Annotated in this window: 24 protein-coding genes; 14 read left to right on the forward strand and 10 right to left on the reverse strand. The window is 64.8% G+C overall.

The annotated features are described in order from the left end of the window. Positions 1 to 72: 72 nt before the first annotated feature. Positions 73 to 477 (forward strand): PaaI family thioesterase, encoded by a 405-nt coding sequence (locus GVM20_RS03330; protein WP_166545891.1) that lies wholly within the window; start codon positions 73 to 75, stop codon positions 475 to 477. Between the two features lie 217 nt (positions 478 to 694). Here the strand turns inward: GVM20_RS03330 and GVM20_RS03335 are convergent, their stop codons facing one another. Both GVM20_RS03335 and GVM20_RS03340 read right to left on the reverse strand, forming a co-directional pair. Further along, positions 695 to 1,234 carry a nuclear transport factor 2 family protein gene (locus tag GVM20_RS03335; protein ID WP_166545892.1) on the reverse strand — a complete coding sequence of 180 codons (540 nt, stop codon included), beginning with the start codon at positions 1,232 to 1,234 and terminating at the stop codon, positions 695 to 697. Continuing rightward, entirely contained in the window at positions 1,231 to 2,232 is a 1,002-nt protein-coding gene (locus GVM20_RS03340; RefSeq protein WP_166545893.1) for an NADP-dependent oxidoreductase, read from the reverse strand. Before GVM20_RS03340 ends, GVM20_RS03335 begins: the two co-directional genes overlap by 4 nt. Before the next feature lie 145 nt (positions 2,233 to 2,377). Between GVM20_RS03340 and GVM20_RS03345 the strand changes: the two genes are divergently transcribed. Beyond that, entirely contained in the window at positions 2,378 to 3,325 is a 948-nt protein-coding gene (locus GVM20_RS03345) for an SDR family oxidoreductase (RefSeq protein ID WP_166545894.1), read from the forward strand. 725 nt (positions 3,326 to 4,050) lie between these two features. Here the strand turns inward: GVM20_RS03345 and GVM20_RS03350 are convergent. The 4 genes from GVM20_RS03350 to GVM20_RS03365 all read right to left on the reverse strand — a co-directional run bounded on the left by GVM20_RS03350 (position 4,051) and on the right by GVM20_RS03365 (position 9,996). Beyond that, positions 4,051 to 4,362, reverse strand: a complete 312-nt coding sequence (locus GVM20_RS03350; RefSeq protein ID WP_166545895.1) for a GIY-YIG nuclease family protein — start codon at positions 4,360 to 4,362, stop codon at positions 4,051 to 4,053. 268 nt (positions 4,363 to 4,630) lie between these two features. Beyond that, on the reverse strand, positions 4,631 to 5,860 hold the full coding sequence (locus GVM20_RS03355) for an aromatic ring-hydroxylating oxygenase subunit alpha (RefSeq protein WP_166545896.1): 1,230 nt from the start codon (positions 5,858 to 5,860) through the stop codon (positions 4,631 to 4,633). A 150-nt stretch (positions 5,861 to 6,010) separates the two neighbouring features. Then, positions 6,011 to 8,458: a TonB-dependent receptor gene (locus tag GVM20_RS03360; RefSeq protein ID WP_166545897.1), complete on the reverse strand. Its 2,448-nt coding sequence runs from the start codon at positions 8,456 to 8,458 to the stop codon at positions 6,011 to 6,013. 212 nt (positions 8,459 to 8,670) lie between these two features. Further along, on the reverse strand, positions 8,671 to 9,996 hold the full coding sequence (locus GVM20_RS03365; RefSeq protein WP_234031824.1) for an aromatic ring-hydroxylating oxygenase subunit alpha: 1,326 nt from the start codon (positions 9,994 to 9,996) through the stop codon (positions 8,671 to 8,673). Positions 9,997 to 10,126: 130 nt separating this feature from the next. Between GVM20_RS03365 and GVM20_RS03370 the strand changes: the two genes are divergently transcribed. Together GVM20_RS03370 and GVM20_RS03375 are read left to right on the forward strand one after the other, a co-directional pair. Continuing rightward, entirely contained in the window at positions 10,127 to 10,906 is a 780-nt protein-coding gene (locus GVM20_RS03370) for an SDR family NAD(P)-dependent oxidoreductase (protein WP_166545898.1), read from the forward strand. After that, positions 10,878 to 12,212 (forward strand): spinster family MFS transporter, encoded by a 1,335-nt coding sequence (locus GVM20_RS03375; protein WP_166545899.1) that lies wholly within the window; start codon positions 10,878 to 10,880, stop codon positions 12,210 to 12,212. The genes GVM20_RS03370 and GVM20_RS03375 overlap by 29 nt, the downstream gene beginning before the upstream one ends. Here GVM20_RS03375 and GVM20_RS03380 read toward each other — a convergent pair whose 3' ends face one another. Continuing rightward, positions 12,213 to 12,992, reverse strand: coding sequence for an SDR family NAD(P)-dependent oxidoreductase (locus GVM20_RS03380; RefSeq protein WP_166545900.1), 780 nt, complete (start codon positions 12,990 to 12,992; stop codon positions 12,213 to 12,215). Further along, positions 12,992 to 13,639: a glutathione S-transferase family protein gene (locus tag GVM20_RS03385; protein WP_166545901.1), complete on the reverse strand. Its 648-nt coding sequence runs from the start codon at positions 13,637 to 13,639 to the stop codon at positions 12,992 to 12,994. The genes GVM20_RS03380 and GVM20_RS03385 overlap by 1 nt, the downstream gene beginning before the upstream one ends. Positions 13,640 to 13,748: 109 nt before the next feature. Here GVM20_RS03385 and GVM20_RS03390 point away from each other — a divergent pair, with 109 nt between their 5' ends. Both GVM20_RS03390 and GVM20_RS03395 read left to right on the forward strand, forming a co-directional pair. Continuing rightward, complete coding sequence (locus GVM20_RS03390; protein WP_166545902.1) at positions 13,749 to 14,267, forward strand: PH domain-containing protein; 519 nt, start codon at positions 13,749 to 13,751, stop codon at positions 14,265 to 14,267. Then, a complete protein-coding gene (locus GVM20_RS03395; protein ID WP_166545903.1) occupies positions 14,264 to 15,823 on the forward strand; it encodes a PH domain-containing protein in 1,560 nt (519 codons plus the stop codon). Before GVM20_RS03390 ends, GVM20_RS03395 begins: the two co-directional genes overlap by 4 nt. On the opposite strand, the gene GVM20_RS03400 is transcribed toward GVM20_RS03395, so the two are convergent. Beyond that, entirely contained in the window at positions 15,769 to 16,086 is a 318-nt protein-coding gene (locus tag GVM20_RS03400) for a GNAT family N-acetyltransferase (RefSeq protein ID WP_166545904.1), read from the reverse strand. The two genes, GVM20_RS03395 and GVM20_RS03400, sit on opposite strands and share 55 nt — an antisense overlap. Positions 16,087 to 16,138: 52 nt before the next feature. On the opposite strand from GVM20_RS03400, the gene GVM20_RS03405 reads away from it, so the two are divergent. After that, positions 16,139 to 17,173 (forward strand): threonine aldolase family protein, encoded by a 1,035-nt coding sequence (locus tag GVM20_RS03405; RefSeq protein ID WP_166545905.1) that lies wholly within the window; start codon positions 16,139 to 16,141, stop codon positions 17,171 to 17,173. Further along, on the forward strand, positions 17,170 to 18,084 hold the full coding sequence (locus tag GVM20_RS03410) for a DMT family transporter (protein WP_234031825.1): 915 nt from the start codon (positions 17,170 to 17,172) through the stop codon (positions 18,082 to 18,084). The genes GVM20_RS03405 and GVM20_RS03410 overlap by 4 nt, the downstream gene beginning before the upstream one ends. A 108-nt stretch (positions 18,085 to 18,192) precedes the next feature. Here GVM20_RS03410 and GVM20_RS03415 read toward each other — a convergent pair whose 3' ends face one another. Beyond that, a complete protein-coding gene (locus GVM20_RS03415; protein ID WP_166545906.1) occupies positions 18,193 to 18,987 on the reverse strand; it encodes a Rossmann-fold NAD(P)-binding domain-containing protein in 795 nt (264 codons plus the stop codon). Between the two features lie 115 nt (positions 18,988 to 19,102). Here GVM20_RS03415 and pepN point away from each other — a divergent pair, with 115 nt between their 5' ends. The 6 genes from pepN to GVM20_RS03445 all read left to right on the forward strand — a co-directional run bounded on the left by pepN (position 19,103) and on the right by GVM20_RS03445 (position 26,296). Further along, entirely contained in the window at positions 19,103 to 21,766 is a 2,664-nt protein-coding gene (pepN, locus tag GVM20_RS03420) for an aminopeptidase N (protein ID WP_166545907.1), read from the forward strand. A gap of 1 nt (position 21,767) precedes the next feature. Beyond that, entirely contained in the window at positions 21,768 to 22,520 is a 753-nt protein-coding gene (pgeF, locus tag GVM20_RS03425) for a peptidoglycan editing factor PgeF (protein ID WP_166545908.1), read from the forward strand. Between the two features lie 229 nt (positions 22,521 to 22,749). Continuing rightward, a complete protein-coding gene (gene petA / locus GVM20_RS03430) occupies positions 22,750 to 23,313 on the forward strand; it encodes a ubiquinol-cytochrome c reductase iron-sulfur subunit (RefSeq protein ID WP_166545909.1) in 564 nt (187 codons plus the stop codon). A 67-nt stretch (positions 23,314 to 23,380) separates the two neighbouring features. After that, complete coding sequence (locus GVM20_RS03435; RefSeq protein WP_166545910.1) at positions 23,381 to 24,742, forward strand: cytochrome b; 1,362 nt, start codon at positions 23,381 to 23,383, stop codon at positions 24,740 to 24,742. A gap of 53 nt (positions 24,743 to 24,795) precedes the next feature. Next, the gene (locus GVM20_RS03440) at positions 24,796 to 25,653 is read left to right on the forward strand and encodes a cytochrome c1 (RefSeq protein WP_166545911.1); all 858 of its coding nucleotides are present in this window, start codon (positions 24,796 to 24,798) and stop codon (positions 25,651 to 25,653) included. 91 nt (positions 25,654 to 25,744) lie between these two features. After that, positions 25,745 to 26,296 (forward strand): adenine phosphoribosyltransferase, encoded by a 552-nt coding sequence (locus tag GVM20_RS03445; protein ID WP_166545912.1) that lies wholly within the window; start codon positions 25,745 to 25,747, stop codon positions 26,294 to 26,296. The last annotated feature ends 115 nt before the right edge of the window (positions 26,297 to 26,411 follow it).

Genomic DNA, 26,411 nt, shown 5'->3' on the forward strand with positions numbered 1-26,411 from the left:
GGCCCTGGCGCTGCGCCTGTCATTGGCACAATTCATAGCGGCGCGCGCGACAGGCGGCGTTAGGGTGCGGGGATGGACATTCCTTCGGGCTTTGCACCGGCCGGTTTCACCCCCGGCTTTCTCGACCATGGCGGGCCGTACTATCTCGGGCCTGCTTGGGAGGGCGTACGGGTGGTCGGTTTGCTGATCTGCCCGCACCATATCAACTATCAGGACGGCGCGCATGGCGGGGTGATCTCGACCTTCGCCGATGTTGCCTTAAGCCACGCAGTCTACGATGCCGAGCGGCCGCGGCTGTCGCCCTCGACCGTGACGCTGACGGTCAACTACCTCAGCGGCACGCGGCTGGGCGACTGGCTGGAGGCGCGGGTGCGGATCGACCGGCTGGGCGGGCGTACGGCCTATACGTCAGGCGGGGTGTGGCGCGGCGATGAGCAGATCGCGACGATGAGCGGGGTATTTGCGATCCGGCGTTGATCGGGTTCGCGCAGAGACCGCAGGGGAGCAGAGGCCGCAGATTGGCTCACGCTAAGCCGCAAAGAGGCCAAGATGTTGGATGTCATCGCGGCCATGCGCTCCCTCTTGGCCCCTTGGCGACTTGGCGCGAACCATGATCAAAGCGCCGCTACCGCGGCGGGAGCAACGCCTCTGCGGTCTCCTTTCCTCCGCGGTCTTTGCGAGAAACTCCTTTCTACTACCCCAACCACCGCCTCACGGCTGCCGTCGAGGGATCGCGCTCGTCGTGGTATCCGGCCGCGCCTTCGGGCGTGTCGGAGAGGTCAACGCCCTCCATCACCCGGAACTCGCGCCAGTCATAGAGGCCGGTGCGCTGGGCGATGCGCCATGCGCCGTCCCGCTTCTCGAAGCGGTCGACATAGCGGCCCGCCACGATCGCGGAATAGATCATGCCCTTGTCGGGAAACACCGCCGCCAGCGGATAGCCCGGCGGGACGGTGTGCATTGCGGTCATATAGGTTTCGGTGTGGCAGACGTCTGCGCCATCGAAGCCGAAGATCGTCTGGCCAAGCTGGTGCTGGGTCGCAAGGCACGGGTCGATCACCGCGCGCGCCTGATCCACAAACCCGCGCCAATCGCCCTCGATCGTGCCGAAGCGGAACATCGCGTCCGCGTGAAACAGATGCTCCATCATCCCCCACCGCCGCCGGTCAATCGCATGGGCATAAGCGGCGAGGATGTCGCGGATGGCTTCGCGGTCTTCAAGGGTTCCGGTCATGCGTCAAGCTCCACGATCACCTTGCCGATATTGCCGCCGGTGAACAGCTTGGCATAGGCGGTAAGGGTGTTTTCCAGCCCCCGCGTCACGTCATAGGGCATGACGAGCTCGCCCACCTCGGTCCACTCGCGCAAGCGGCGGGTGAGGGCGGGGCCTTCATGCATGAAGTCGGGCGAGAAGAACCCCTCGATCCGCAGGCGCCGCATCAGCACCTGATCGAATTCGCGCGGGCTTGTGCGCCCCCCGCCGGTGTAGTCGGCGAGCAAGCCGCACACCGCGATGCGGCCATAGTGGTTCATCCGGGTGAGCACCCGATCGAGCAGCGCTCCGCCGACATTGTCGAAATAGATGTCGAACCCGCCAGCCGCATCAAGCTGCCCGCCCACATCCGCAGCCTTGTAATCGACCGCCCCGGCGATCCCCAATTCGTCGGTCAGGTAAGCGCACTTGGCTACGCCCCCGGCAATGCCCCACGCCTCGCAGCCGAGCAGCTTGGCGACCTGCACCGCGAGTATCCCGGTGGCGCCCGCGGCGGCGGAGACCAGCACCCGCTCGCCCGGCTTGGCCGCGCCGGTCTGTTCCACGCCCCACAGTGCGGTCCAGCCGTTCATGCCGAGCGGGCCGAACCACGCGCGGCGGTCAGTGACGGTCGGATCGAGCACAATCGCGCCCGACATCACTGCATCGACCGTGCTGACATCGGCCCACTGCCCGAAGGCGCGCACCAGATCGCCGGGCGCGAAGCCATCGGCGCGGCTTTCCGTCACTTCGCCCAGCACCAGCCCCGACATCGGGATGCCGAGCGGGAGCGGCGGCTGATACCCGTCCTCGCGGTCGGTCAGCCACATCCGGGTGCCGGCATCCATCGACAGGTGCGAATTGCGAATGCGGATTTCGCCTGCCCCCAGCGGGGCGAGCGGCGCCTCGTCCAGCTCCAGCGCGGCGGCGAAGTCGGTGCCTTCGGGGCGGCGCGCGATGCGCCAGAAACGGTTCTGCATCCCGGCACATTCCGGGCGCTGCGCCGCTACGGCAACCCCGCCTTTTCGCTAGGGGGGAAAAGGCGCTGGCTATCAAATTGGCGCGGTGCGTGAGGGCGGGGCGCTTCCTAGTCTGCCCGGCAATCATAATACGGGAGAGACACGAATGGCACTTATCACAGTGATCGGAGCAAGCGGCCGGCAAGGTCTGGCGCAGGTGCGGCAGGCGCTTGCCGCAGGGTACGATGTGCGCGCCATCTCGCGCCGCCCGGACGCGCTGGAGGGCGCGCCGGTCGAGGGCGTGGAGCGGGTCGAGGTGCGGCCGATGGATCTCTACGACACCTCAACCTTCGTCGACGCGCTCGAAGGCAGTGACTACATCTTCTACACCCACCCGCTGCAAGCCCGCGCCGACCGCGCCTATCTGATCGGCGAGGTCGGCAAGGCCGCTGCGCATATCGGCGTGAAGCGCGTGGTGTGGAACACCTCGAGCTGGATTCCGGACAAGCCGGGCGATCCCTTCACCTATGGCGAGAACACCAAGGGCATCAACGCGCTGTGGCGTTCGGGCGCGCCGGGGACAGTGTTCGGGTCCGTGCTGTTCATGGACAACCTGCTGACCAACTGGGCGCGGCCCTTCATCGTCAATGAGGGCCGGTATGTGTACCCGCACAACCCCAACCTCCAGGCGAACTGGATCAGCCTCGATGACGTCGCCCGCTTCATGCTGGCGAGCCTTGAGCGCCCGGACATGGAAGGCGCGTGGCTGAACATCGGCGGGCCGGAGCGGCTGGTCGGCAAGCAGGTGACGCAGTGCCTGTCCGAAGCTTTGGGCAAGGAGATCAAGTATGATCCCTGCACCCCTGAAGAATTCGGCCGCTATCTGGTCGAAGCCGCCGGTGACACCATGGCCCCGGAAATGCGCGACCAATTCGCCAAGGGCATTCAGGCCTTCTACGAATACAACAACGAAGCCCCGACCAAGCCTTTCGCGGTCGACATGGACCACGTTTACGAGCGCTTCCCGGAACTCGAAGGCAAGCTCGAGCCGCTGGGCGAATGGACCAAGCGTCAGGAATGGGGCGAGAGCAATTATCGCCCGGCGTTTGGGTGATGCTTTTGAGGCGGGGGCGCGGAGGCGCCCCCGTCCTCGCTAGGCGCGCAGCAGCGCTGCGCCCGCTGCGTGTGACCAGCCTACCGCCCCGGATTGCTCCAGAAACCGGACAAAGGTGACACCGTGTCACTTTCCCAACTTGTCCTATTCTTCATGAAATACATAGGCTTGTTCCGAATTTCTTGAGCGGACAAACAAATTTTCCGCGAGAGAAAACGCATCCCGCCCCGCGCACGTGCGGCCCCGGTGCCGCGCCGATCACAATGCCAAAAGAACCGAGACGGACTGTAGCGGCTGGCGGGCATGTAGGAAAATGTCGTTTATCGCGGCCGCGCTGCCGAAAGCTCCCATTCGGGAAGCGACCCCATTGCTGCCGTCATGTCCATTGTGTCATCTGTCATTACATGAAGATGTCTAGCCCGGCCGTATCGTGCCTTCTCATCGGTCTCATTGTCGGCACGCTGCTTTGGTGGTCTGGGTCCAAGACTTCGGCGATCATAATCTTTGCCGCAGAAGCCTTGGCATGGGCAGGCCTCTATGCGGCGACATCCGCGAAAGATGATTGACCGCTTTCCACCCACAAGCGGCCGTGAGCAGGGCTGATGCGCGATCCCGAAAGCGGCACGTCGGCATTGCCCTGCTCGCGAAAAATTCCTGCCCTTCTGCAATCGACCCCATTGCGGACATACCTCACCTCGTCGCCCCGTGCTTGACACGGGGTTTGGCTACTTCTGCGGCGCGTCTGGTGCGAACCATTGCTCCCACAGATCGACCCAATCGGGATTATCCTTCTCGATCAGCGCGAACTTCCATTCGCGCCGCCATTTCTTGACGAGCTTTTCGCGGGCGATGGCGCCCTCGATGGTGTCATGGTGTTCGACATAGACAAGCCGCGTCTTTGCGAAATCAGCGACATGGCGCGAACCGGTTCCCTCGCGGTGCCGGTAGACGCGGGCGAGCGCATCTGCGGTCACCCCGACATACATCCCACCGCGATAGCGGTTCGCCAAGATGTAGACCCAGCCGCCCTTCTCCATGCGCCCGTTATCGCGGCATTGGTTGAGGAAGAAAAGCCAAGCCCCGTGTCAAGCACGGGGTGACGCTTTAGTGGAAGGCAGCTTCCCACCCACTTCCGGTCATGAGCGGCACCCCGGCTTGATCCCCAAAGCGGCGTGGCGGTTTTTGCCTCGATCCTGGAAAGTTCCTGCCGTTCGGGTATCGACCCCTAACCAGCCCTGACCGTCACCCCAGCGTTCAACCTTCGGTTGTGCTTCGCAACCGCTGGGATGACGAAGAGTGGCAACCCTACTCCGCCGCCTGACGCTGTTCCTGAGCGAAGATCGCCACCAGCTCCTCGTCGCTCGCGCGCGTCAGACGCTCGGCCCATTGGTGGAAGACCTGTCCGCCTTTCTCGTTGCGGCCGAACAGCACCTCTTTCATCAGCCCTGATTGCAGCGCCTGATGCTGGCGCTTGCCGGTGGCGTAATCCTCGTCCCGCACCACGATTTCGAGGAAGTTGAACTGGTCGTGCGCCGCCTGCACCTGCTCGGGCGTTTCGGGCTGGTTTTCCATGACGTAGTACTGGGTGGTATAGCTTTCACCGACCGTGGCGCCGGGGAACAGCTGGCTGACCAGCGCCCCGCGCTGCCCGCCGCCGTAGAAGCTGGCGATCGAGATGTGCGGGAAGATCGTCCACACGCCCTGCACCAGCACTTCCTGAGGCAATTCGTCATCGGCCAGCGCTTCGAGATCGAGCGCCTGATCGTCATCCCCCTGCACCTTGATCGCGAACTTCGATGGGGTCGACAGGCGCTGGTGCGGGCCGAAAGCGAAGTAATTGGCGCGGTTGTAGAAGTCCGCCCCGAAGGTGTCCTTGTGCAGCACCGGCAGGTGGTAGAAATCGAGATAGCCGTCATAGGCTGTCTTCCAGTTCGGCCCGGGAATCGTGCGCTGGGCGAACAGCGTCCAGCCGTCGAACTCGAAGGCCTTGAGCAGATCGTCATACCCGCACAGGTAATCGGGAATGCTGAGCTTGGAATTGGGATCGAGCGTCACCCAGATCAGCCCCGCCGCTTCGTGGACCGGGAACTTGGTCAGACAATGCTGGCTCTTGTCGATCTTGCCGAAATCCTGCGAATCCGCCACGCCGATCAGGTCGCCATCGGCCTTGAAGGTCCACCCGTGATAGCCGCAGGTGAAGCGGCTGGCATTGCCACAGCCGGCCGCCAGCGGGTTGCCGCGGTGGGTGCACATGTTGAGAAAGGCGCCCATGCTGCCGTCCTTCTGACGGGAGAGCAGCAGCGGCACGCCGCAGATGTCCATCGCCTTGAAATCGCCGGGATTGGGCAGCTCGCACGACGGCGCGACCATCAGCGGCAGGCGGCGGAAGATCTGCTTCTTTTCCAGCTCGAACAGATCAGGGTCGGTATAGGCGCTGGCGGGAATGCGGACGATATCGTCGGCATATTCCATCGTATCGGCCGCGCCGTGGGCGACCAGACTGCGGGTCATTTCGACCAGCGTTTCGCGTGACATGCTTGTTCTCCCGGACTGTTGCGGGAAGCATCCGCCTTACAGCCTGCCGGGGCAATGCTCACTTTTGGCAGAGCCGGCGGGGCGGGGCGGCGTAAAAGCAAAGGGGCGGGCCATCGCTGGCCTGCCCCCCGCATTCCCCTGCTGGAACGATCAGAACTTGAAGCTGATTTCCGCAAAGATCTGACGGCCGCGGTTCTGGGTGAGGAAGATGTCGTCACCGGTGGGCGACAGGAACGGACGCCCGCCGCTGGTGATGACGAAGACCTTGTCGGTCAGGTTCTGACCAACCAGCGAAAGCTTCCAGTTGCCATCCGGATGACCGATCGAGACGTTGGCATCAAACAGCCAGAAGCTCGGCTGCCGGAAATCGTTGAGCGACGTTTCGTCCGTGATGTAGCCATCATTGTAGGCCGCGTTGCCCGACAGGAACAACTCAAGGCTGTTGCTGAGCGGGATGGCCCAATCGGCCGCGACGTTGCCCGACCATTCGGGGGCCTGGCTGCCACGACGACCCTTGAGGTTGATCGTGCCGCCCTGGCCGCCCGGCTGGAGGAAGTCGTCGGTGTACTTGGCATCGAGGTAGGAGATGTTCGACGAGAAGCTCAGCCCGTCAACCGGGGTGCGCCACTTGGCTTCCATGTCGACGCCCTTGGTGGTCAGCTCGCCCGCGTTGCTGGTGATGAACTGCACCGTCTGCGCGTTGAAGTTCTGCACTTGCAGATCCTTGAACACGTATTGGTAGGCCGTCATGTTCAGCGTGATGTCGCGGTTCGACCACTGCGACTTGAAGCCGATTTCGCCGCCGATTGCCTCTTCCGACTTGAAGATCAGCGAGCTGAAGTCGCCGCTCGCCGCCGCCGCGCTGAGGCTGTTGGACGGCAGTGCGGAGTTGTCGATCCCGCCCGACTTGAAGCCGGTCTTGAACGAGGCGAAGATGTTGAAATCTTCGTTCGCCTGGTACTTCAGCGTCACTTCGGGCGAGAAGTTGTCATCGGCGAAGTTGATCGGGCCCGAGAAGAAGCCCGGCCGCACGAAGGTCGGCCCGAACAGGAAGGTGTGAACGTACGGCACGCTGATGGTCTGGACCTTCTGCTCGTCCGTCCAGCGGATCCCGCCCGACAGTTCCAGCTTTTCCGTGAGGTCGATCATCGCGCTGCCGAAGAACGACAGGGCTTCGGTCTTGGTGAGGTGGGTCTTGTCCCAGTCATAGGTGAAGCCGGTCGCCGGGTCAGGCCCGAGGAACGAGATGTTCACGCCCTGTTGCGAGGTGTCGAAGGTGATCGTGCGGTCTTCGTAGAACGCGCCGAGCATGAAGTTGAAGGCCCCGTCGAAGTCCGAGGCGAGGCGCAGTTCCTGGGTGTATTGTTCCAGGTTGTTGATCGGGTCGGACGAACCCGCGCCGCCCGGCAGGCGGGTGCCATTGGGGCCGGGGATGAAGCCGCCATAGGAATAGCTCTCGAAATCGACCGCCTTCATGTTGAGCAGGCCGGTGACCGAGGTCAGCTGGAGTGTTTCGGACAGGTCGAGTTCGAATTGCAGACGGCCGAACCAGATGTCCGTCTCGCCGAACGGCACGCCGTTGCGGCCAGCGGCTTTCGACGGGGTCGGCACGCCGCTGGCGAGCGGCGCAGCGGCGTCGGTGAAGTAGTAGCGCTGGTCAGTGACGTTGCAGTTATAGCCCGCCGGCAGGTTCACCGCACCGCCGAGCAGGAAGATCGAATCCGCAACGCCGTTCGCACCGCAGGACACTTCGCCCGTACCCAGCGCACCATCGTTCTCGTGCTTGGTGTATTGCACCTTGAGGTTGGCGCGGAACATGTCCGACGGCTGCCAGTCGAGGGTCACGCGGCCGATGAAGTCGGTCAGGCCGCGCTTCTGGTTGACCGCCGGAGAGCCGGGCTGGGCCAGCTGGAATTCGTCGATATCGTTGAACTGGGCGGCAATGCGAATGCCCAGCGTGTCAGACAGCGGACCGGAAATGTAGCCGTTGAGCAGGTAGCCCTTCTCTTCGAACTCATAGTTGGCACGCATCCCGACTTCCCAGTCGGAGGTGGGGTTGGCCGAACGCAGCGAGAGCACGCCCGCCGTCGCCGACTTGCCGAAGAACAGCGACTGCGGCCCGCGCAGCACGTCGATCTGCTCGACATCGAAGAAGCCGGCCTGCACCATGCGCATCGTCGACACGACGACGCCGTCATATTCGAAGGCCACGGCGGAATCGAAGGCTGCCGAGATGTTCGACGAGCCCACGCCGCGAAGCGAGAGCTGGCCGCCCGAACCCGAACCGCCGACCTGCACATTGAGTGTCGGCACGCGGCTGGTCACGTCGGCGACCTGGTCGATATTGAAGCGCTGAAGCGTTTCGCCGCCAATCGCGGTGACGGTCACGGGGACTTCTTGCAGGGTTTCGTTCTGGCGGCGGGCCTGCACCACGATCACCTGATCGTTCTCGACAGTATCCGCTTCAGCCGCCGCATCCTGCGCGAAGGCAGTGCTCGGCATTGCGGCAAAACCGCTCAGCGCGGCGCCGCACAGCAGGGCGCGGCGTAGGCCGTCCACGCGGACGCCAGATGCAATTCGGGCACGAAATGTATTCATGGTCGTCTCTCCCCTTCGGACCGCGGCTATCCCGCGTGCCCAGTACTTCCCCAACCCGTCAGCGTGTCTCCTCACGCCTTTCGGTATGTCTCGCGGGTCTATGTTACGGCGGCGAGCGCGCCATTCGCAAAAGCGATAGTGAGCCTCTCAAACTGCGGCAAAAACGTCACACGGGCTCGGCAAAGCGGCCAAAACCGATTGATGCCGTAACGTCATTCGGCCGCCGCTGTGGCGTGCGATCCTGCATGTGCGGTTTCGCGCTCCATCTGGCTGGCACGCGGATCATTGGGCCACACCCATTCGGCGCCGATCACCGGTTCGACCCTCAGATGCGCGGGCACATTCTCCGGCCCGATCATCCGGTCGAGGCTCTGGTGGAACGAATAGATCCGCGCTTCCTGATAGGACAGCGGCACGGACCGGAAGGCCGAGCCTTGCATCGATTGCTGGATCGCCTCGCCGAACTGGGTGTCCTCAAGGATGATCGGGCTCATCTGGCGGCCGTTGGGCTGGCTGGCATCAGGGACCGTCCACAGATCGGGCGCGGGCGCGTCGCCCCAATCCAGCGCCATCGTCACCAGCTCCAAGCGGGTGGTGCCAAGCGAGGTCGGCCAGAACACCAGCGGCGGCACGAAGTAGTTGCTGAGCGGTGAGACCCAATTGGGGAACAGCGTGTAGCTCTGGGTGCAGGTGCGCCCCAACTCCCCCACGCTTTCGATCTGTCGCCAGCCGGGCGGGCTGTCGATCGCGCGCACGTGCTCACGGTTCGTGGTGCGCGGCGGCGGGGCGAGCATCCGGGCGTGCCCGTTAGGATAGATGGTGTTGAGGTTGCGGCTGCTGTCCACCAGCGGCGCGACCGTGTTCGGGTGGATGAAGGGCACATGGTAGACCTCCATGTTGGCCTCCATCGCAACCTTCCAGTTGCACTGGAGATCGAAGGAGTGCCGCGCGGCGAGCCGGATGCGATCGAAGGCGAACTCCTCCCATTCGCGCGCCAAGGGGCCGAGCCAGTCGAGCAGCGGCATCGCGTCCATGTCGAAATTGACGTAGATGATCTTGCCGAACAGCTCGCACCTGACGGGCAGCAGCCCGCGGCAGCTCATGTCGAAATCGGCCGGGAAGTCGCGCCGTTCGGGCACGCCCACCAGGCTCCCGTCGGTCTTGTAGGTCCAGTTGTGATAGCCGCACATGAGGCGCGAGGATTTGCCGCGATCCTCGGTCACCACCGGCGCGCCGCGGTGGCGGCAGGTGTTGTGGAACGCGCGCACTGTGCCGTCCATGCCGTGCACGATCACGATCGGATCGCCGGCATTGTGCCAGCGCATATAGCACCCCGGCTCGGGTATCTCGTCCAGATGCCCGGCAAACAGCCAGCTCTTGCGGAACACGTGTTGCTGTTCGAGCGCGAAGTATTCGGGCGAGGTGTAGCGCCCGGCGGGCATATCGGGCAGGACCGGGAAGCCTTCAGGCGGCGCGGTGCGCTGGCCTTCCCATTCCATCAGCGCCTTCAGCCGCGCGATTTCTTCCGGCTCCATCATTTCCGCCTCTCCTCGGCTGCGCAGGTACCACCGCTGCTTGCCGCCAGCGTCCTCGCGCTTTCGACAGTGGCACGGACCTGCCCGCCCGATAGGCTGGCGACATATCAAAAAAGCTTTTGGGAGAGAGCATATGGCGGGACGGGTAGCGGGCAAGGTAGCGCTCGTGACAGGCGGGGCGATGGGTCTGGGCAAGGCCGATTGCGAGGCACTGGCGCGCGAAGGCGCAAAGGTGATCGTTACGGACCGCGATGCCGAACTCGCCCATCAGGTGGCAGCGGCGATCGGCGGCGACGCGATGGCGCTGGATGTCACCAACGAAGAGCAATGGATCGACGTGATGCGCGCCGTGAAGGAGCGTCACGGCGGGCTGGATATTCTCGTCAACAACGCGGGCAATGTGATCTTCGAGAGCATCGAGGATTGCAGCCTGGCGCACTTCAAGCTGCATCTCGACATCCATGTGGTCGGCACCTTTCTCGGCTGCAAATATGCCGTGCCGCTGATGAAGCATCGCCACCAAGTGGTTGGCGGGGGCGGCTCGTCGATCATCAACATGGCATCGACCGCGGCGCTGATGGGCTATGGCAATATCCCGGCCTATGCCGCGTCCAAGGCGGGGATCGCGGGCATGACCCGCAGCCTTGCGGTCGATTTCCAGGACAAAGGCTACGGCATCCGCGTCAATGCGCTGGCACCGGGGGGGATTGAAACCCCGATGGTGATGGGCATTTCGGGGCGCGGCGGCGAAAAGCCGATGGATATTCCCGAAGGCCCGCTGGCGATGGATGCGCTCGGCCATCCCAAGGATGTCGCGGGTTGCGTGCTGTTCCTTGCTTCGGACGAAGCGCGCTTTCTCAATGGCCTGACGATCCCGGTGGACAATGGCCTCTACGCCCGTCCCCACCACTGACGCTTCAGGCGGCTATCGCTGGCCAAAGCCCGGCGATCAGCCGGGCGGTTATCGCTGGTACGTGCTCGCGCTGTTGACGCTGACAAGTGCGTTCAGCGTTGCGGACCGGCTGGTGTTCGGCATTCTGGTCGAGGACATCAAGGCTGAGTTCGCGCTGTCGGATTTCGAGCTTGGCCTGCTGGGCGGCGCGGCGTTTTCGCTGGTCTATGTGCTCGCAGGCTTCCCGGCGGCGCGGCTGGCGGACCGATCGACCCGCAAGAACATCGTCGCGAGCGCGATCAGCTTCTGGAGCCTGATGACCGCCGCCTGCGGGATGGCCACGGGGTTCTGGACCTTGTTCGCCGCGCGCACCGGGGTCGGGGTGGGGGAGGGCTGTTCCGGGCCATCCTCGCAAAGCCTCGTCGCCGATTTCTTTGCGCGCCATGAACTCGCCAAGGCGATGGGCTATCTGACTTTGGGGTCGACCGTTGGCACGGCGTCGGGTCTGGTGTTTGGCGGGCAGTTGGCGGAGATTTTCAACTGGCGCTGGGCCTTCATCCTGATGGGCCTGCCAGGACTGCTGCTCGGCCTCGTGATCTTCCTCACTGTGCGCGAGCCCAAGCGCGGGCGCTATGCGCCGGCGGGCACCGATATGGCGCAGCTGCCGCTGGGCCGCACGATCATGAGCCTCATCACCAATCGGGTGTTCATGGGCCTGGCGCTCGGCTGGGCGGTGCAGATCATGATCGGCTATGCGCTCGCCTTCTGGATGGCGGCGGTGATGCTGCGGCAGTTCCCGATTTCGACCGGGGATGTCGGGCTCTATCTCGGGCTGACCTTCTTCCTCGGCGGGATACCGGGGCCGCTCATCGGCGGATACCTCACCCATTGGCTGACCTTGCGTGACGAACGCTGGCGCGCGTGGCTGCCGGGTTTGGTGAGCCTGGGCTGCGTGGCACCGCTGGCGCTGAGCCTGACCTCGACCGGGTTCACCGCGTTTCTCGGCTGGTTCGGGGTCGCTTACGCGATTTACGTGGCAAGCCAGGCGGGGATCATGTCGGGCATTCAGGCGGCGGTTGAGCCTGCCAGCCGGGGCTTTGCCGTGGCGATCGCGCTGTTCTTCAACAATCTGGTCGGGCAGGCGTTGGGGCTCGCCGTAATCGGTGCGGTGAGCGACGCAATGGGCCCCGCTTACGGCGATAGTTCGCTGGCCGTGGCGGTGTTCGGCGTGTGCCTTGTGTCGGGCCTGCTGTCGCTGGCGATCTTCGTGTGGACCGCGGCGCAGATGGGGCCGACCGGCTATCTGGAGAAGATGCGCGGGGGCTGATCAGAACCCCGGATGGATCGCCATCATCGCGCCATCCACCAGCATCTCTGCTCCGGTCATGAACGGGCATTCGTCACTGGCGAGGAAAGCAATCGCTGCCGCCGTTTCCGATGGATCGGCGAGGCGGTTCAGTGGTGAGGTTTTCGCTACGGCTGCGATCAGGCCGGGGGTCTGGACTTCCGCCGCTTCAAGAATTCCGGTCATTGTCGCGCCGGGGATCACGGTGTTGCAGCGAATGTTGAGGCCGCGCTGGGCGCACCACGTGGCCACGGACTTCGACAGCACCCGCACCGCGCCCTTGCTGGCCGAATAGCCGACATCGGTGGGCAGCGGCGCCATCGCGGTGGTCGAGGCGATGTTGACGATCGCGCCTTTCGATCCGCCGGGATTGTCACGCATCGCCGCAATCGCCGCGCGGCACCCTGCCATCGTGCCGGAGAGGTTGACGGCGAGCACCCGGTCCCACGCGGCGAACATCGCCTCGTCATCGAGATCGCCGATGCCTGCGCCCGAGACCATCCCGGCATTGTTGACGAGGATGTCGAGCCGCCCGAAGGCCGCCACCGCACGCGCCACGATCTGCGGCCACAGCGCGCGGTCGGACACGTCCTGCACGGCGAACTCTGCGCCCACTTCGCCGCACAGGGCTTCGCCAGCGGCGGCATCAAGATCCGTGCCGAGCACCGCGGCCCCGTCGGCCCGCAAGCGCCGCACAGCCGCCGCGCCTATGCCGCTGGCGCAGCCGGTGACGATGGCGACCTTGCCGCTAAGGTCAGGCATTACTCGGCCATCGTCCAGATCACGGCGCAGGGGCGCTGGTTGTGGGTTTCAACGAAGCGGGCAAGATTGTCTGTCCCCTCAGGCAGCTTCCAGCCCACCGTGAATCCGAAATTGGCAAAGGCGAACATGATGAGGTCGGCAAAGGTGAAGCGGCCCAGCGCGATGTGGTTGCTCGTGCCCAGATAGGCATCGAACATCCGCCACTTCTCGTCGGCCAGTGCGAACAGCTCCGCGCCCGCCTCGGGCGAGACGACGGTCATGCGCGGTTCGAACATCGGGCGGCCCGTGGTGGCGCGGAAGCCCATCGTCATCGGCACGACGACCTCCTGATCGAACAGCCGCGCCCACTTGCGCACTGTCGCGCGCTCCACCGGGGTTTCGCCGAACAGGTTGGGTGCGGGGTGCAGTTCCTCGACATATTCGCAGATCGGCCAGCTTTCGGTGAGGCAGGTGCCGTCATCCAGCTCCAGCGTTGGCGTGGTGCCTTGCGGGTTCTTGCCCATGTAGCCCGCATCCTGCCGGTTCTGGCCGGTGATGATGTCGTAATGGACGCGGGTGAAATCGCGCCCTTCTTCCAGACCCTTTTCGATCATGAACATCCGCACGAGGCGCGGATTGGGGCCGAGGCTGGAATGGAGCGTGGTCATGGATGTTCTCTCCCGGAGTGATTTTGCCACAGTTCTAGGGGCGCGAAGCCCGCCCGTCGCCCTCATAAATGCGCTAGGCAAGCGCGCTGTATTGCGCCACTAAGGCACCATGGATCACACGCTCGCAATTCCGCCTGCCGGTCACCCGCTCGACGACGAGGGGGAGCTGACCAAGCTGCATCCCGGTTACGCCCGTGCGCTGCGGCTGCGCACCACATTGACCGCGATCCCGTTCCTGCTCGGGGCGCTCGTGGCTGAAGCGGCGATCCGCGATCTCGCGCTGATCCCGCAGGGTATCATCGCCGGGACGGTGCTGGTGATCGCGCTCGCCCTCATCATCCGCGTGCCGACGACACGATACAACGCCCGCGGATATCAGATCAGTGCTGACCGGCTGCGGGTGGTGCGCGGATTGCTGTTCCGGTCGGACACGGTGGTGCCGTTCGGGCGGGTGCAGCATATCGATGTGCATCAAGGGCCGCTCGACCGGTTCTTCGGCATCGCCACGCTGACGCTCCACACCGCGGGCAATCACAATGCCAGCGTGTCGCTCCCCGGCCTCGGCGAGGAGCTGGCGCGCGAGATGCGGGAGGAGATCCGCGCCCATATCCGCCGCGAGACGGTATGAGCGAGCCGCAGCGCACGGCGCCGATCAGCGTCATCCTCGGCGCAATCGGCAGCCTTCGCAGCGCGATTTTCCCGGCCATCGCGATTGCCTTTTCAGGGATCGGCGGCGACGGGCGGTTTCTGATCGCGCTCGGCGTCGGTCTGGCGTCGGTCGTGATCGGCACCGCCTTCAGCTATGCCCATTGGCGGCGGCTGACCTACACCATTGGGGAGACCGACATCCGGGTCGAAAGCGGCCTGTTCAGCCGTTCGGCCCGTTCTGTGCCCTATGAGCGCATTCAGGATGTCAGCCTCGAAGCCAAGCCGCTGCCGCGCCTGTTCGGGCTGGTGGCGGTCAAGTTCGAGACCGGGGCAGGCGGGGCCGATGACCTCGCGCTGCAATACCTCACCGATGCCCAAGGCGAAGCCCTGCGCCAGCTGGTGCGTGAGCGCCGCGATGATGAGGCAGCGGTCAGCATCGCCGATCCGGAGGCGCCGCTTCGCAGCGAGCCTGAGACTGGCGAAGTGCTCTATGCGCTGACGCCCGGGCGCCTGCTCACCTTTGGTCTGTTCGAATTCTCGCTCGCGGTGTTCGCGGTGCTGGGCGGCGCGCTGCAATATGTCGACAATGTCTCCAGTATTGACGTGTGGAATGTCGATCTGTGGCGCGGCTGGCTGAGCGAGCAGGGCAGCACGGTGGCGAGCCTTGGCCTGATTGTGCAGGCAGCGGCGGTGGTTGCGGGGCTGCTGGGGCTGGTCGTGATCGGCATGGCGACCGGCGTGGTGCGCACCGTGCTGCGCGATTGGGGCTTTACCCTGACCCGTTCGGCGCGCGGGTTCCGGCGGCAACGCGGGCTGCTCACCCGCACCGATGTGGTGATGCCCGCCCACCGGGTGCAGGGGCTGGTGATTGGCACCGGTCTCGTGCGGTACCGGTTCGGCTGGCACGGATTGAGCTTCGTCAGTCTCGCGCAGGATGCGGAAGGCGAGAGCCACATCGTCGCGCCCTTCGCCAAGATGGAGGAGATCGCGCCCATCGTCAGCGCGGCGGGCTTCCGCCTGCCAGACGAGACGACACAGTGGCACCGCGCCAGCAAGCGCCAGCGCACCGATACCGTGGTGTTCGGTTCGGCGGTGTTCGTACTGGCGGCGATCCCGGTCGCGATTTTCGCGCCCTTTGGCCTGTTCCTCGTGCCGCTCGGAGCAGCGGTGCTGGCGGCGGGCGCAAACCTTTATGCCTGGGAGTTCCGCCGCCACGCGATCGACGCGTCGCAGGTCTATGCCAGCCACGGGTTCTTTTCGCCGACCCGCCAGATCGCGACCCGGCTCAAGCTCCATTCGGTCGAGATCGCACAGGGGCCGCTTGCCCGTCTACGCGGCTATGCGACGGTGCATCTCGGGCTGGCGGGAGGGACGTTCGCGATGCAGGGCGTGCCGCTCGCCGAAGCGCGGGCCTTGCGGGCGAGCGTGCTGGAAACCATTGCCGCAACCGATTTCTCGCGGCTGGATCAGGCCCCTCAGGATCAGGCCTTGAGCGAGCCCCAGTCGGCGTTTTCCGAGAACTTCTTGGCGACGTAGGAACAATCGGGGCGGATCAGGAAGCCCTGACGCTGCGCATCATCGACCAGTCGGTCTACCAGCGCGCCCGCCACGCCGCGTCCGCCGATGGCGCGCGGCACGATGGTGTGGGCCGCGACGCGAATCTCGACGCCGTCACGCTCCCCGCCGGGTTCCCATTCGAGATAGCCTTCTTCCGAAGCGCCTTCGACCACCGCGACATAGCGTCCGCCCTGACCCGCCACGTGGTGGGTGATTGTCAGCTTTGTCGGTTCCTCGCTCACTCACGTTACTCCTGCTTGTAATGGCTGCGCTGGCGGTTAGAGGCGTTGGCCGATGACCCCAGCCCAAACCTTCGCATTCAAACCCTTCCTGTCCGACAACGCCGCGCCCGTCCACCCCCGGCTGTGGGAGGCGATGCGCAAGGCCGATGAACCGGACAACCCGTACGACGGGGACGCGCTGTCGGCCGAACTGGACGCGCGGTTCACCGCGCTGTTCGGGCGCGAATGTGCAGCGCTGTGGGTGGCAACCGGTACGGCGGCGAATTGTCTGGCGCTCGCTACGATGTGCGCGCCCCACGGCGGGGTGGTATGCCACCGCGAGGCGCATATCGAGGTTGATGAAGGCGGCGCGCCGGGGTTCTTCCTCCACGGCGCGAAGCTGATGCACGCCGATGGCGAAGGCGCAAAGCTGACGCCTGAGGACATCGCGGCGGTGATCGACCCGATCCGCAATGATGTGCATCAGGTGCAGCCCCACGCGATCGCGATCACCCAGGCGAGCGAATATGGTCGCGCCTATTCGTCAGCAGAGCTGGCGGCGCTGGGAGCCTTCGCCAAGGAGCGGCGGCTCGGCCTGCACATGGACGGGGCGCGGTTTGCCAATGCGGCGGCGTTTCTGGGCGGCTCGCCCAAAGCGGCTGCGCGGGCAGCGAGCGGCCCGGTCGATAGTCTCGCCTTTGGTTTCATCAAGAACGGTGGGATGGGGGCCGAAGCCGTGGTGCTGTTCGATCCCGAGGCGGCGATGCAAGTGCGCTACCGCCGCAAGCGCGCCGGCCACCTGCAATGCAAGGGCCGCTATCTCGCGGCGCAGATTCTCGCGATGCTGGACGATGGCTTGTGGCTCGCCAATGCCGCCCACGCCAATGCGGCGGCGCAGGAAGTGGCGGCGGGCTGCGGCGACCGGCTGCTTCACCCGGTCGAGGCCAACGAGCTGTTCGTGCAGCTTTCCGAGGCCGAGCGCGCGGCGTTGCGGGCGCAGGACTTTGCCTTCTACGATTGGGGTGCAAACTCCGCCCGCTTCGTCACCGCCTGGAACACCCGGCCCGAGGACGCGCAGGCGCTGGGCAAGGCCATCGCCGCGCTATGAGCGGGGTGTCCGCGCCGTCGATGCTCAGCCCCAAGGTGCTGATCCCCTTCATGCTGACCGGCACGATCTGGGGGTCGACCTGGTTCGTCATCACCGGACAGATTTCCGACGTTCCGGCCGCGTGGGGCGTGTTCTACCGCTTCATGCTGGCCACTCCGGCGCTGTTCGTGCTGGCCGTGGTGATGGGCAATAGGTTGAAGCTGAACCGGCCCGAGCATCTCTTGGCGCTCGGCGTCGGCATCGCGCAGTTCAGTGGCAACTTCCTGTTCGTCTACCATGCCGAAAGCCACATCACCTCCGGCATCGTCGCAGTGATGTTTGCGCTGCTGATGGTGCCGAACGCGGTCTTCGCCAAAATCTTCATCGGCGAGACAGTGCAGGGCGGCTTTATCGGCGGGAGCCTTGTGGCGATTGCGGGCGTGGCGATGCTGCTGGTGCATGAATGGAATGCGGCGCCGCTCGGCGGGAACGTGGGGCTCGGCATCGTGCTGGCAATTGGCGGGATGCTGGCGGCCTCGATCGCCAATGTAGTGCAGGCCAACCCCACCGGGCGCGGCGTGCCGATGGTGAGCTTTCTCGCCTGGGCGATGGTCTATGGCACTGCGTTCGATCTGGTCTACGCGCTGGTGACGGTCGGCCCGCCGCAGGTGCCGAGCGCATGGCAGTTCTGGGCGGGCACGGCGTACCTCGCGATCATCGGTTCGGTGGTGACCTTCCCGCTGCATTACAATCTGGTGCGCGAGATCGGCGCTGGGCGCACGGCCTATAACGGGATCGTGACGGTGTGCGTGGCGATGGGGCTGTCGACCTTGTTCGAGGGCTTCAAGTGGGACGCGCTGTCAGCAGGCGGCATGGCGCTGGCGCTGGTGGGCATGGGGCTGGCGCTCAGGTCAAAGCAGAAGAAGAAGTAAGCTTCGTCATTGCGAGGAGCCGCAGGCGACGAAGCAATCCATGGCCAGCCCTCGCGCCATGACGGAAGATCAGTCCATGGATTGCTTCGCTCCGCTCGCAATGACGAGTCAGAGGAGCGCCGCCAAGCCCTCGACATAGGTCGGATAGCGCGGCATCCACCCGAGCACCCGCTTGGCCTTGCCATTGGCGACCCGGCGGTTCTCCATATAAAACCCGCGCGCCATCTCGGAGAGGTTGGCGTCCTCCAGCGTTTCGAGCGGCGGCAGAGGCAGCCCGAGCAGGCGGCAAGCGTGTTCGGTGACCTCGTTGCCGCTGCACGGCCAATCATCGCCGAGATTGTAGGCCTCTGCGGGCGAAGCCTGTGTCAGGGCGGCAACCACGCCGCTGACGATGTCGTCAACATGGACACGGCTGAACACCTGCCCCGGCAGGTCGATCCGCCGCGCCTGACCTTCCCGCACCCGGTCGAGCGCGCTCCTGCCCGGTCCGTAGATCCCCGGCAGGCGGAACACCCGCGCGCCCATGGTGAGCCACGCGAGATCAGCCTCGGCGCGGGCATTGCGGCGGCCTTCTCCCGATTGCGCGATGGTGGGCGTCGCCTCGTCGACCCACGCTCCTGCCCGGTCGCCATAGACGCCGGTGGAGGAGAGGTAGAACAGCTCCCGCCCCTTCAGCGCCGCGCCATAGGCATCCAGCACAGGATCGCTGCCGCTCGCCCGATCCGGCGGGACGGAGGAGAGGATGTGGGTCGCCGCGCCCAGCGCCGTCAGCACGGCCGCCCGGTCGGCAAAGGCGAGATCGCCCGCGCTGCCGGTGGCGGTTACGTGCCAGCCGCGCGTCCGCATCGCTTCGGCAATGCGTCCCGCCGTGTAGCCGAGGCCGAAGATCAAGAGATGAGTCATTCCCCTTTAGTGCCGTTCGTCTCGAGCGGTTGCAACGCACAACCGCAGGTTGAACTCGAGAGACCCGGCGAATGTGTCTCGACTACGCTCGACACGAGCGGGTAGAGAGCGGGGCATGGACATCGCAACCACTCCCATCACCCCCGACGGCAACCCCGAACTCGCCGACGCTGCCCCCACCCCGCACGAGCCGCCGGTCATCCGGCGCGAGGATTACCAGCCGTTTGCGTGGCTGGTGCCGAACACGCAGCTCGACTTCCGCCTGGGGCTGGAGGCGACCACCGTGACAGCGACCTTGCAGGTCGAACGCAACCCCGCTGCCGCAGCAAGCCGCGAGCTTTGTCTCAACGGCGATAGCCTGACCGCACAAAGCGTCACGGTCGACGGCGGCCCGGCTGACTGGCGGATGCACGGCCCCGATCTGATCGTGACCCTGCCGGGCGACGCGCACAGCGTCACCATCGTCACTGCGATCAACCCCAGCGCCAACACCCAGCTGATGGGCCTCTATGCGTCGAACGGGATGCTCTGCACCCAATGCGAATCGGAAGGCTTCCGGCGCATCACCTTCTTCCCCGACCGCCCGGACGTGCTTTCGACCTATGCGGTGCGGATGGAGGGGGACAAGACGCTCTTCCCGATCCTGCTGTGTAACGGCAACCGCACCGATGCGGGCGAGAATTCCGACGGCACCCATTGGGCCGAGTGGCACGATCCCTGGCCGAAGCCGTCCTACCTCTTCGCTTTGGTGGCTGGCGATCTGGTGGCGAACTCCAAGCCCTTCGTCACGGTCTCGGGCCGCCAGGTCGAGTGCAATGTCTGGGTGCGTGCGGAAGACCTTGGCCGCACCGACCACGCGCTGGAATCGCTCCACCGGTCGATGACATGGGACGAAGACGTGTTCGGCCGCGAATATGACCTTGATCTCTACAACATCGTCGCCGTCTCCGATTTCAACATGGGGGCGATGGAGAACAAGGGGCTCAACGTCTTCAACACGAAATACGTGCTGGCCGATCCCGACACCGCCACCGATGGCGACTTCGACGCGGTCGAGGGCGTGATCGCGCATGAATACTTCCACAACTGGTCGGGCAACCGCGTGACCTGCCGCGACTGGTTCCAGCTCTCGTTGAAAGAGGGCTTCACGGTGCTACGCGATCAGCTGTTCTCGCAGGATATGCGGGGCGAGGCTGTCAAGCGGATCGAGGATGTGCGCATCCTGCGCGCGGCACAATTCCCCGAGGATGCCGGGCCGCTTGCCCACCCGATCCGGCCTGACTCCTATCGCGAGATCAGCAACTTCTACACCGCGACCGTCTACAACAAGGGCGCCGAAGTCATCCGCATGATGCGCGCGATGGTGGGAGTGGAGCGGTTCCGTGCGGGCACCGATCTCTATTTCGACCGCCATGATGGCGAGGCGGCGACTTGCGAAGATTTCATCAAGGCGATCGAGGACGGGGCGGGGATCGACCTTACGCAGTTCCGGCGTTGGTACAGCCAGGCAGGTACCCCACGCGTTGCGGTGTCGCAGGCGGTTGAGGGTGACACGCTCAAGCTGACCCTCAAGCAGACCGTCCCCGTCACGCCGGGCCAGCCCGACAAGCTGCCGATGCCGATCCCGCTGCGGGTTGCTGTGCATTCGCGCGGGCAGGGGGTACTGGGCGAAGAACAGCTGATCGTGCTGACCGATGAGGAGCAAAGTTTCTCCCTCCCGCTGACCGGCCCCGATCCGGTGGTCTCGATCAACCGCGGCTTCACTGCCCCGGTGGTGATCGAGCGGGCCTTGCAGCGCGAAGACCTCGTGTTCCTCGCCGCGCATGACGATGATCCCTTTGCGCGCTCGGAAGCCTTGCAGGAACTCGCCGTCGGGCATCTTGTCGGCACGGCGAGCGGGTCGCTGGCAGCGGGCGAACGGGCGGCGGGCGAAGCGGCGATCATCGGTGCGTTCCGGTCGAGCCTTGCTGACAATGCGCTCGACGATGCCATGCGCGGCGAATTGATGGTGCTCCCGTCCGAAACCTATCTGTTCGAGGTCATGGCGACCGGCGACCGCAAGGCCGATCCCGGCGCGATCCACACGGCGCGTGAAGGGCTGAAGGCCGCAATCGGCACGGCGCTGGCGGACGAATTGCATGCGCTTCATGCGCGGGCCTCGGCGGTGACGCTGGACGATCCGGCAGGACGCGGCGCGCGCAAGGTCAAGACCATCGCGCTTGGCCTGATCGCCGCTGCCGACCCGGCGCGGGCTGCGCATCTGGCGGCGACGCAATATGACGCAGCGGACAACATGACCGACCGGCAGGGCGCCTTGATGGTGCTCTGCGGGCTCGACGGTCCGGAGCGTGAAGCCAAGCTGGCGGATTTCTACGCCCGCTACCGCGACAATGCGCTGGTGGTGGACAAGTGGTTCACCTTGCAGGCGCTCTCGCTCCACCCCAATGTGATCGCACACGTCCGCACACTTGCCGAGCATCCCGATTTCACCATCAAGAACCCCAACCGCGTGCGGTCCCTGCACATGGCCTTTGCGGGCAACCCCAAGGGCTTCCACAAGGCCGATGGGGAGGGATACCGCATGGTCGCCGATGTGATCCTCGCGCTTGATCCGATCAACCCGCAGACGGCGGCGCGCTTCGTGCCTGCGCTGGGCCGCTGGCGGCGGATCGAGCCGGGCCGGGCGGCGCTGATGAAGGGTGAGCTGGAGCGCATCATGGCGGCGGGCAATCTGTCGCGCGATACTTTCGAGCAGGTCAGCCGCAGTCTGGAAGACTGACGTGGCAGGCTTCCAGATCGAACGCTCCGCGCTGCTCGAAGGCGTGCCGCATGGCTTCTTCGGCAGCGCAGGCGGGGCGCATCAGTTCGGCTTTGGCGGTCCGGGCGATCCGGCGGAGGTGCAAGCACTGCGCGCTGCCGCTGCCGACGCGATCCGTGCGAGCGGACGTCTTGCCGCGCCGCATCAGGTGCATTCGCCCGATGTGGTGGTGGTGGACGAAAGCTGGGACGATTCCGCCGCGGGCCGCCCGGTCGCCGATGCGGTGGTGACGGCCACACCGGGCATCGTGCTCGGGATCGTCACCGCCGACTGCGGCCCGATCCTGTTTGCCGACGCGCAAGCGGGCGTGATCGGTGCGGCCCATGCCGGCTGGCGCGGCGCGGTGGACGGGGTGCTCGAAAACACCATTGCCGCGATGGAAGCGCTCGGCGCGCAGCGGGAGCGTATCGCCGCCGTGCTCGGACCGACCATCGCGCAGTCGAGCTACGAGGTCGATGCGCCGTTCCGCGCGCATTTCGCCGCCGATGCCGAGCCGTTCTTCTCGGCCGCGCCGGAGCGTGATGGCACACCCCGGTGGCATTTCGATTTGCCCGGCTTCATTGTGGCGCAGTTAGAAGCGTCAGGCCTTAGCAAAATTGCGGATTTGGGGCGGGATACATTCTCCCATGTCGCGCGTTACCACTCCCACAGGCGCTCTAGCCAAGCGGGTGAGGCCAATTATGGTCGGCAGATCAGTATGATCGCGCTGCCCTGACACAGGCTTGCACGCAGGCGAACGCGGCTTGTTTAAAACACGGTTGGATTCTCGCAGGATTGCCGTTAATTGCCCCGCGCAAGTTTCGGGTGAGGTGCGCTCAAAGGCGCACCGGGTCCGAAGCAGGGATCAATCGACGGAATTGAATCGGGGCGCGAGCCCCGGCAGTGGAACACAACGCCGCGCGGGCCATTACTCCGTCGCGGCAGAACGAGCAGGGTAAGACGAAATGGCTATTAACACGGCCGGTACCAGCGCACTCAGCACCGATGAAGGCGTGCGCCGTCGCGACTGGATCCACATTGCCGCACTGAGCACGGCGGGCGTCGGCGGCGCATCGCTGCTGTTTCCGCTGATCAGCCAGATGGCACCGTCGGAAGACGTGCTCGCCGCGAGCAGCACCGATGTCGACGTCGGCGCGATCCAGCCGGGTCAGAGCATCAAGACCACGTTCCGCAAGCAGCCGCTGTTCGTGAAGCGTCTCACGCCGGAAGAAATCGCCGCCGCCAAGAAGGACGATGCGGCCGACATGCGTGACCCCGCGACACTCGCCTCGCGCACCAAGGAAGGTCACGAAGACATTCTGATCACCATGGGCGTCTGCACCCACCTCGGCTGCGTGCCGCTGGGCGCGGCCGAGGGCGAGAACAAGGGTGAATTCGGCGGGTACTTCTGCCCCTGCCACGGTTCGCACTACGACGTGGCCGGCCGCATCCGCAAAGGCCCCGCGCCGCTCAACCTGAAGGTGCCGGAATATAGTTTTTCGTCAGACACCGTCGTCCGCGTCGGGTGAGCCTTCGTATCTGAACGATAATGATAATCGTCTGTTTCTTTAACTCAGATCAAGCCGAGAGAACGCCATGAGTTTCGCCTGGGCCAAGCAGTATGAACCGCAGTCCGCTTTCACCAAGTGGCTGGACGAGAAGTTGCCGTTTCCGCGGCTCGTCTATAACGCGGTAGGTGCCGGTTATCCGGTGCCGCGCAACCTCAACTACATGTGGAATTTCGGCGTCCTCGCCGGCTTCTGTCTGATGTTGCAGATCGTCACCGGCGTCGTGCTGGCGATGCATTATGCCGCCAACCAGGCGGTTGCGTTCGGCACGGTCGAGCACATCATGCGCAACGTCAACTATGGTTGGATGCTGCGTTACGCCCACGCCAACGGCGCGAGCTTCTTCTTCATCGTGATCTACCTGCACATCTTCCGCGGGTTCTTCTATTCGTCCTACAAGGCCCCGCGCGAGATGATCTGGCTGCTGGGCGTGGTGATCTTCCTGCTGATGATGGCGACCGCCTTCATGGGCTACGTGCTGCCGTGGGGCCAGATGAGCTTCTGGGGCGCGCAGGTCATCACCGGCCTGTTCACCGCGATCCCGCTGGTGGGTGAGCCGTTGCAGGTATGGCTGCTGGGCGGCTTCGCGCCGGACAACGCCGCGCTGAACCGCTTCTTCTCGCTGCACTTCCTGCTGCCCTTCGTGATTGCCGGTGTTGTGATCCTGCACATCTGGGCGCTGCACATTCCCGGCTCGTCGAACCCGACCGGTGTGGAAGTGAAGCAGGAATCGGACACCGTGCCGTTCCACCCCTACTACACGGCGAAGGACGGCTTCGGGCTCGGCGTGTTCATGATCCTTTTCACCACGATGGTGTTCTTCCTGCCCAACGCGCTGGGTCACCCGGATAACTACATCGAAGCGAACCCGCTCTCGACCCCGGCGCTGATCGTTCCGGAATGGTATTTCTATCCGTTCTACGCGATCCTGCGTGCCTTCACCGGTGACCTCACCATTCCGTTCACCGGTATCGTGCTGATCCCCGCCAAGCTGTTGGGCGTGATCGCGATGTTCGGTTCGATCCTGGTGTGGTTCATCCTGCCCTGGCTGGACAAGAGCCCGGTGCGTTCGGGTCACTATCGTCCGCTGTTCCGCAAGTTCTTCTGGTTCGGCCTGATCCCGACCATGGCGGCGCTGTTCTACCTGGGCGGTGCCCACGCGGAAGAGCCGTACATCATGCTCAGCCAGATCTTCACGGCTTACTACTTCATGCACTTCCTGGTGATCTTGCCGATCATCAGCCAGATCGAAGTGCCCAAGCCGCTGCCCTTCTCGATCACCGAAGCGGTGCTCGGCAAGGATAAGGCCGTGGAAGCTCCGCGCGCCGGAACGGTTGACGGCACCGACGCTGGCACCGCCACTGATGGTTCGCTGCAACCGGCCGAGTAATCGGCCGGGGCAGTCCCAAGCTATCTGAACCGACAACGAGAAAGAGTTCAGTCATGTCTATTCGTCTCGGCGGCATCATTGCAGGCCTGGCCATCACCCTAGTTCTGGTGCTCTGGTCACTTGCACCCGGTGTCTACAATTTCGCCTTCGGCCCGGCGCCGGAAAAGCAGCCGTCCTATGCCTTCTACGAGCATGGTGAAGGCCCGGCGGGCGGCTTCTCGTTCGACGGCGCGTTCGGCAAGTGGGACTATGCCCAGCTGCAACGCGGCTATCAGGTCTACAAGGAGGTCTGCTCGGCCTGCCACAGCCTGAAGTTCGTCGCGTTCCGCAATCTCCAGGATCTCGGCTACACCGAGGCTGAAGTTGACGCCGAAGCCGCGAGCTGGACCGTTCCGGGCATCGATCCCGCCACCGGCGAGACGACCACCCGTCCGGGCGAGCCGACCGATTACTTCCCGATGCCGTTCCCCAACGCCATCGCCGCGGCGGCTGCCAACAACAACGCGATCCCGCCTGATCTTTCGCTGATCACCAAGGCGCGTCATGACGGTTCGAACTACGTCTATTCGCTGCTGACCGGCTATGGCGAGGCCGATCCGGCCAAGGCCGCCAAGGTTGGCTTCGAAACCCCTGATGGCCTCTATTTCAACAAGCACTTCCCGAACGTGAACATTGCCATGGCCCCGCCGCTTGCGGTGGATGGTCAGGTGACCTTCGCTGACGGCACGGCCTCGACCATCCCGCAGATGGCCACGGACGTGGCGGCCTTCCTCACCTGGACCGCTGAACCCTCGCTGGTGGAGCGCAAGCAGACCGGTTGGTTCGTGATCGGCTTCCTGCTGTTCGCCACCGTGCTGGCCTTCCTCAGCTACAAGCAGATCTGGGCCGGGCTGAAGCCGAAGAAGGGCTAAGCCTACCCCCCTCGAAACGCAGTAGCGCCCCGTCATCCCTTGCGGATGGCGGGGCGCTCTGCTTTGAGGGGCGCGAAAGGGGCCCGCCGACATGACTGCACCGCATCTCTCTCCCGCAGAGCTCAAGGCGCTGGTGCGAACCGTGCCGGACTTCCCGCATCCGGGCATCCAGTTCCGCGACATCACCACGCTGATCGGCCACCATCAGGGCATGGCGGCAAGCGTGCATCACCTCGCCGAACTCGCCGATGCTGCGGGGGCGCACAAGATCGCTGGCATGGAAGCGCGCGGCTTCATCTTCGGGGCGGCGGTTGCGGTGCAGCTCGGGATCGGCTTCGTGCCGGTGCGCAAGCCGGGCAAGCTCCCGATCCATACCATCGGCATCGACTACGCGCTCGAATACGGCACAGACCGGCTCGAGATGGACCCCGGCGCTATCGAGCCGGGGCAGAAGGTGGTGATGGTTGACGACCTCATCGCCACCGGCGGCACAGCGCTCGCCTCGGCCGAGCTGCTGCGCATGGCGGGGGCGGTTGTCGAGCAGGCCCTGTTCGTGATCGACCTGCCCGACCTCGGCGGCGCGGAGCGGCTGCGCAGCGCGGGGATCGCGGTCAACGCCTTGATGGCGTTCGAAGGCGATTGACCTTCGCTCCCTCGGCAGGCGCGGCAGCGCGGGCCGGTTTGGGTTGTGCTGGGGCAAAGCCCTCGTCTATGCCTGATGGGGACGAGCATGATCGTCCCGCCGCAACGCCCAATTG

The sequence above is a fragment of the Porphyrobacter sp. SLTP genome, assembly GCF_009905735.1.
Classification (GTDB): domain Bacteria; phylum Pseudomonadota; class Alphaproteobacteria; order Sphingomonadales; family Sphingomonadaceae; genus Erythrobacter.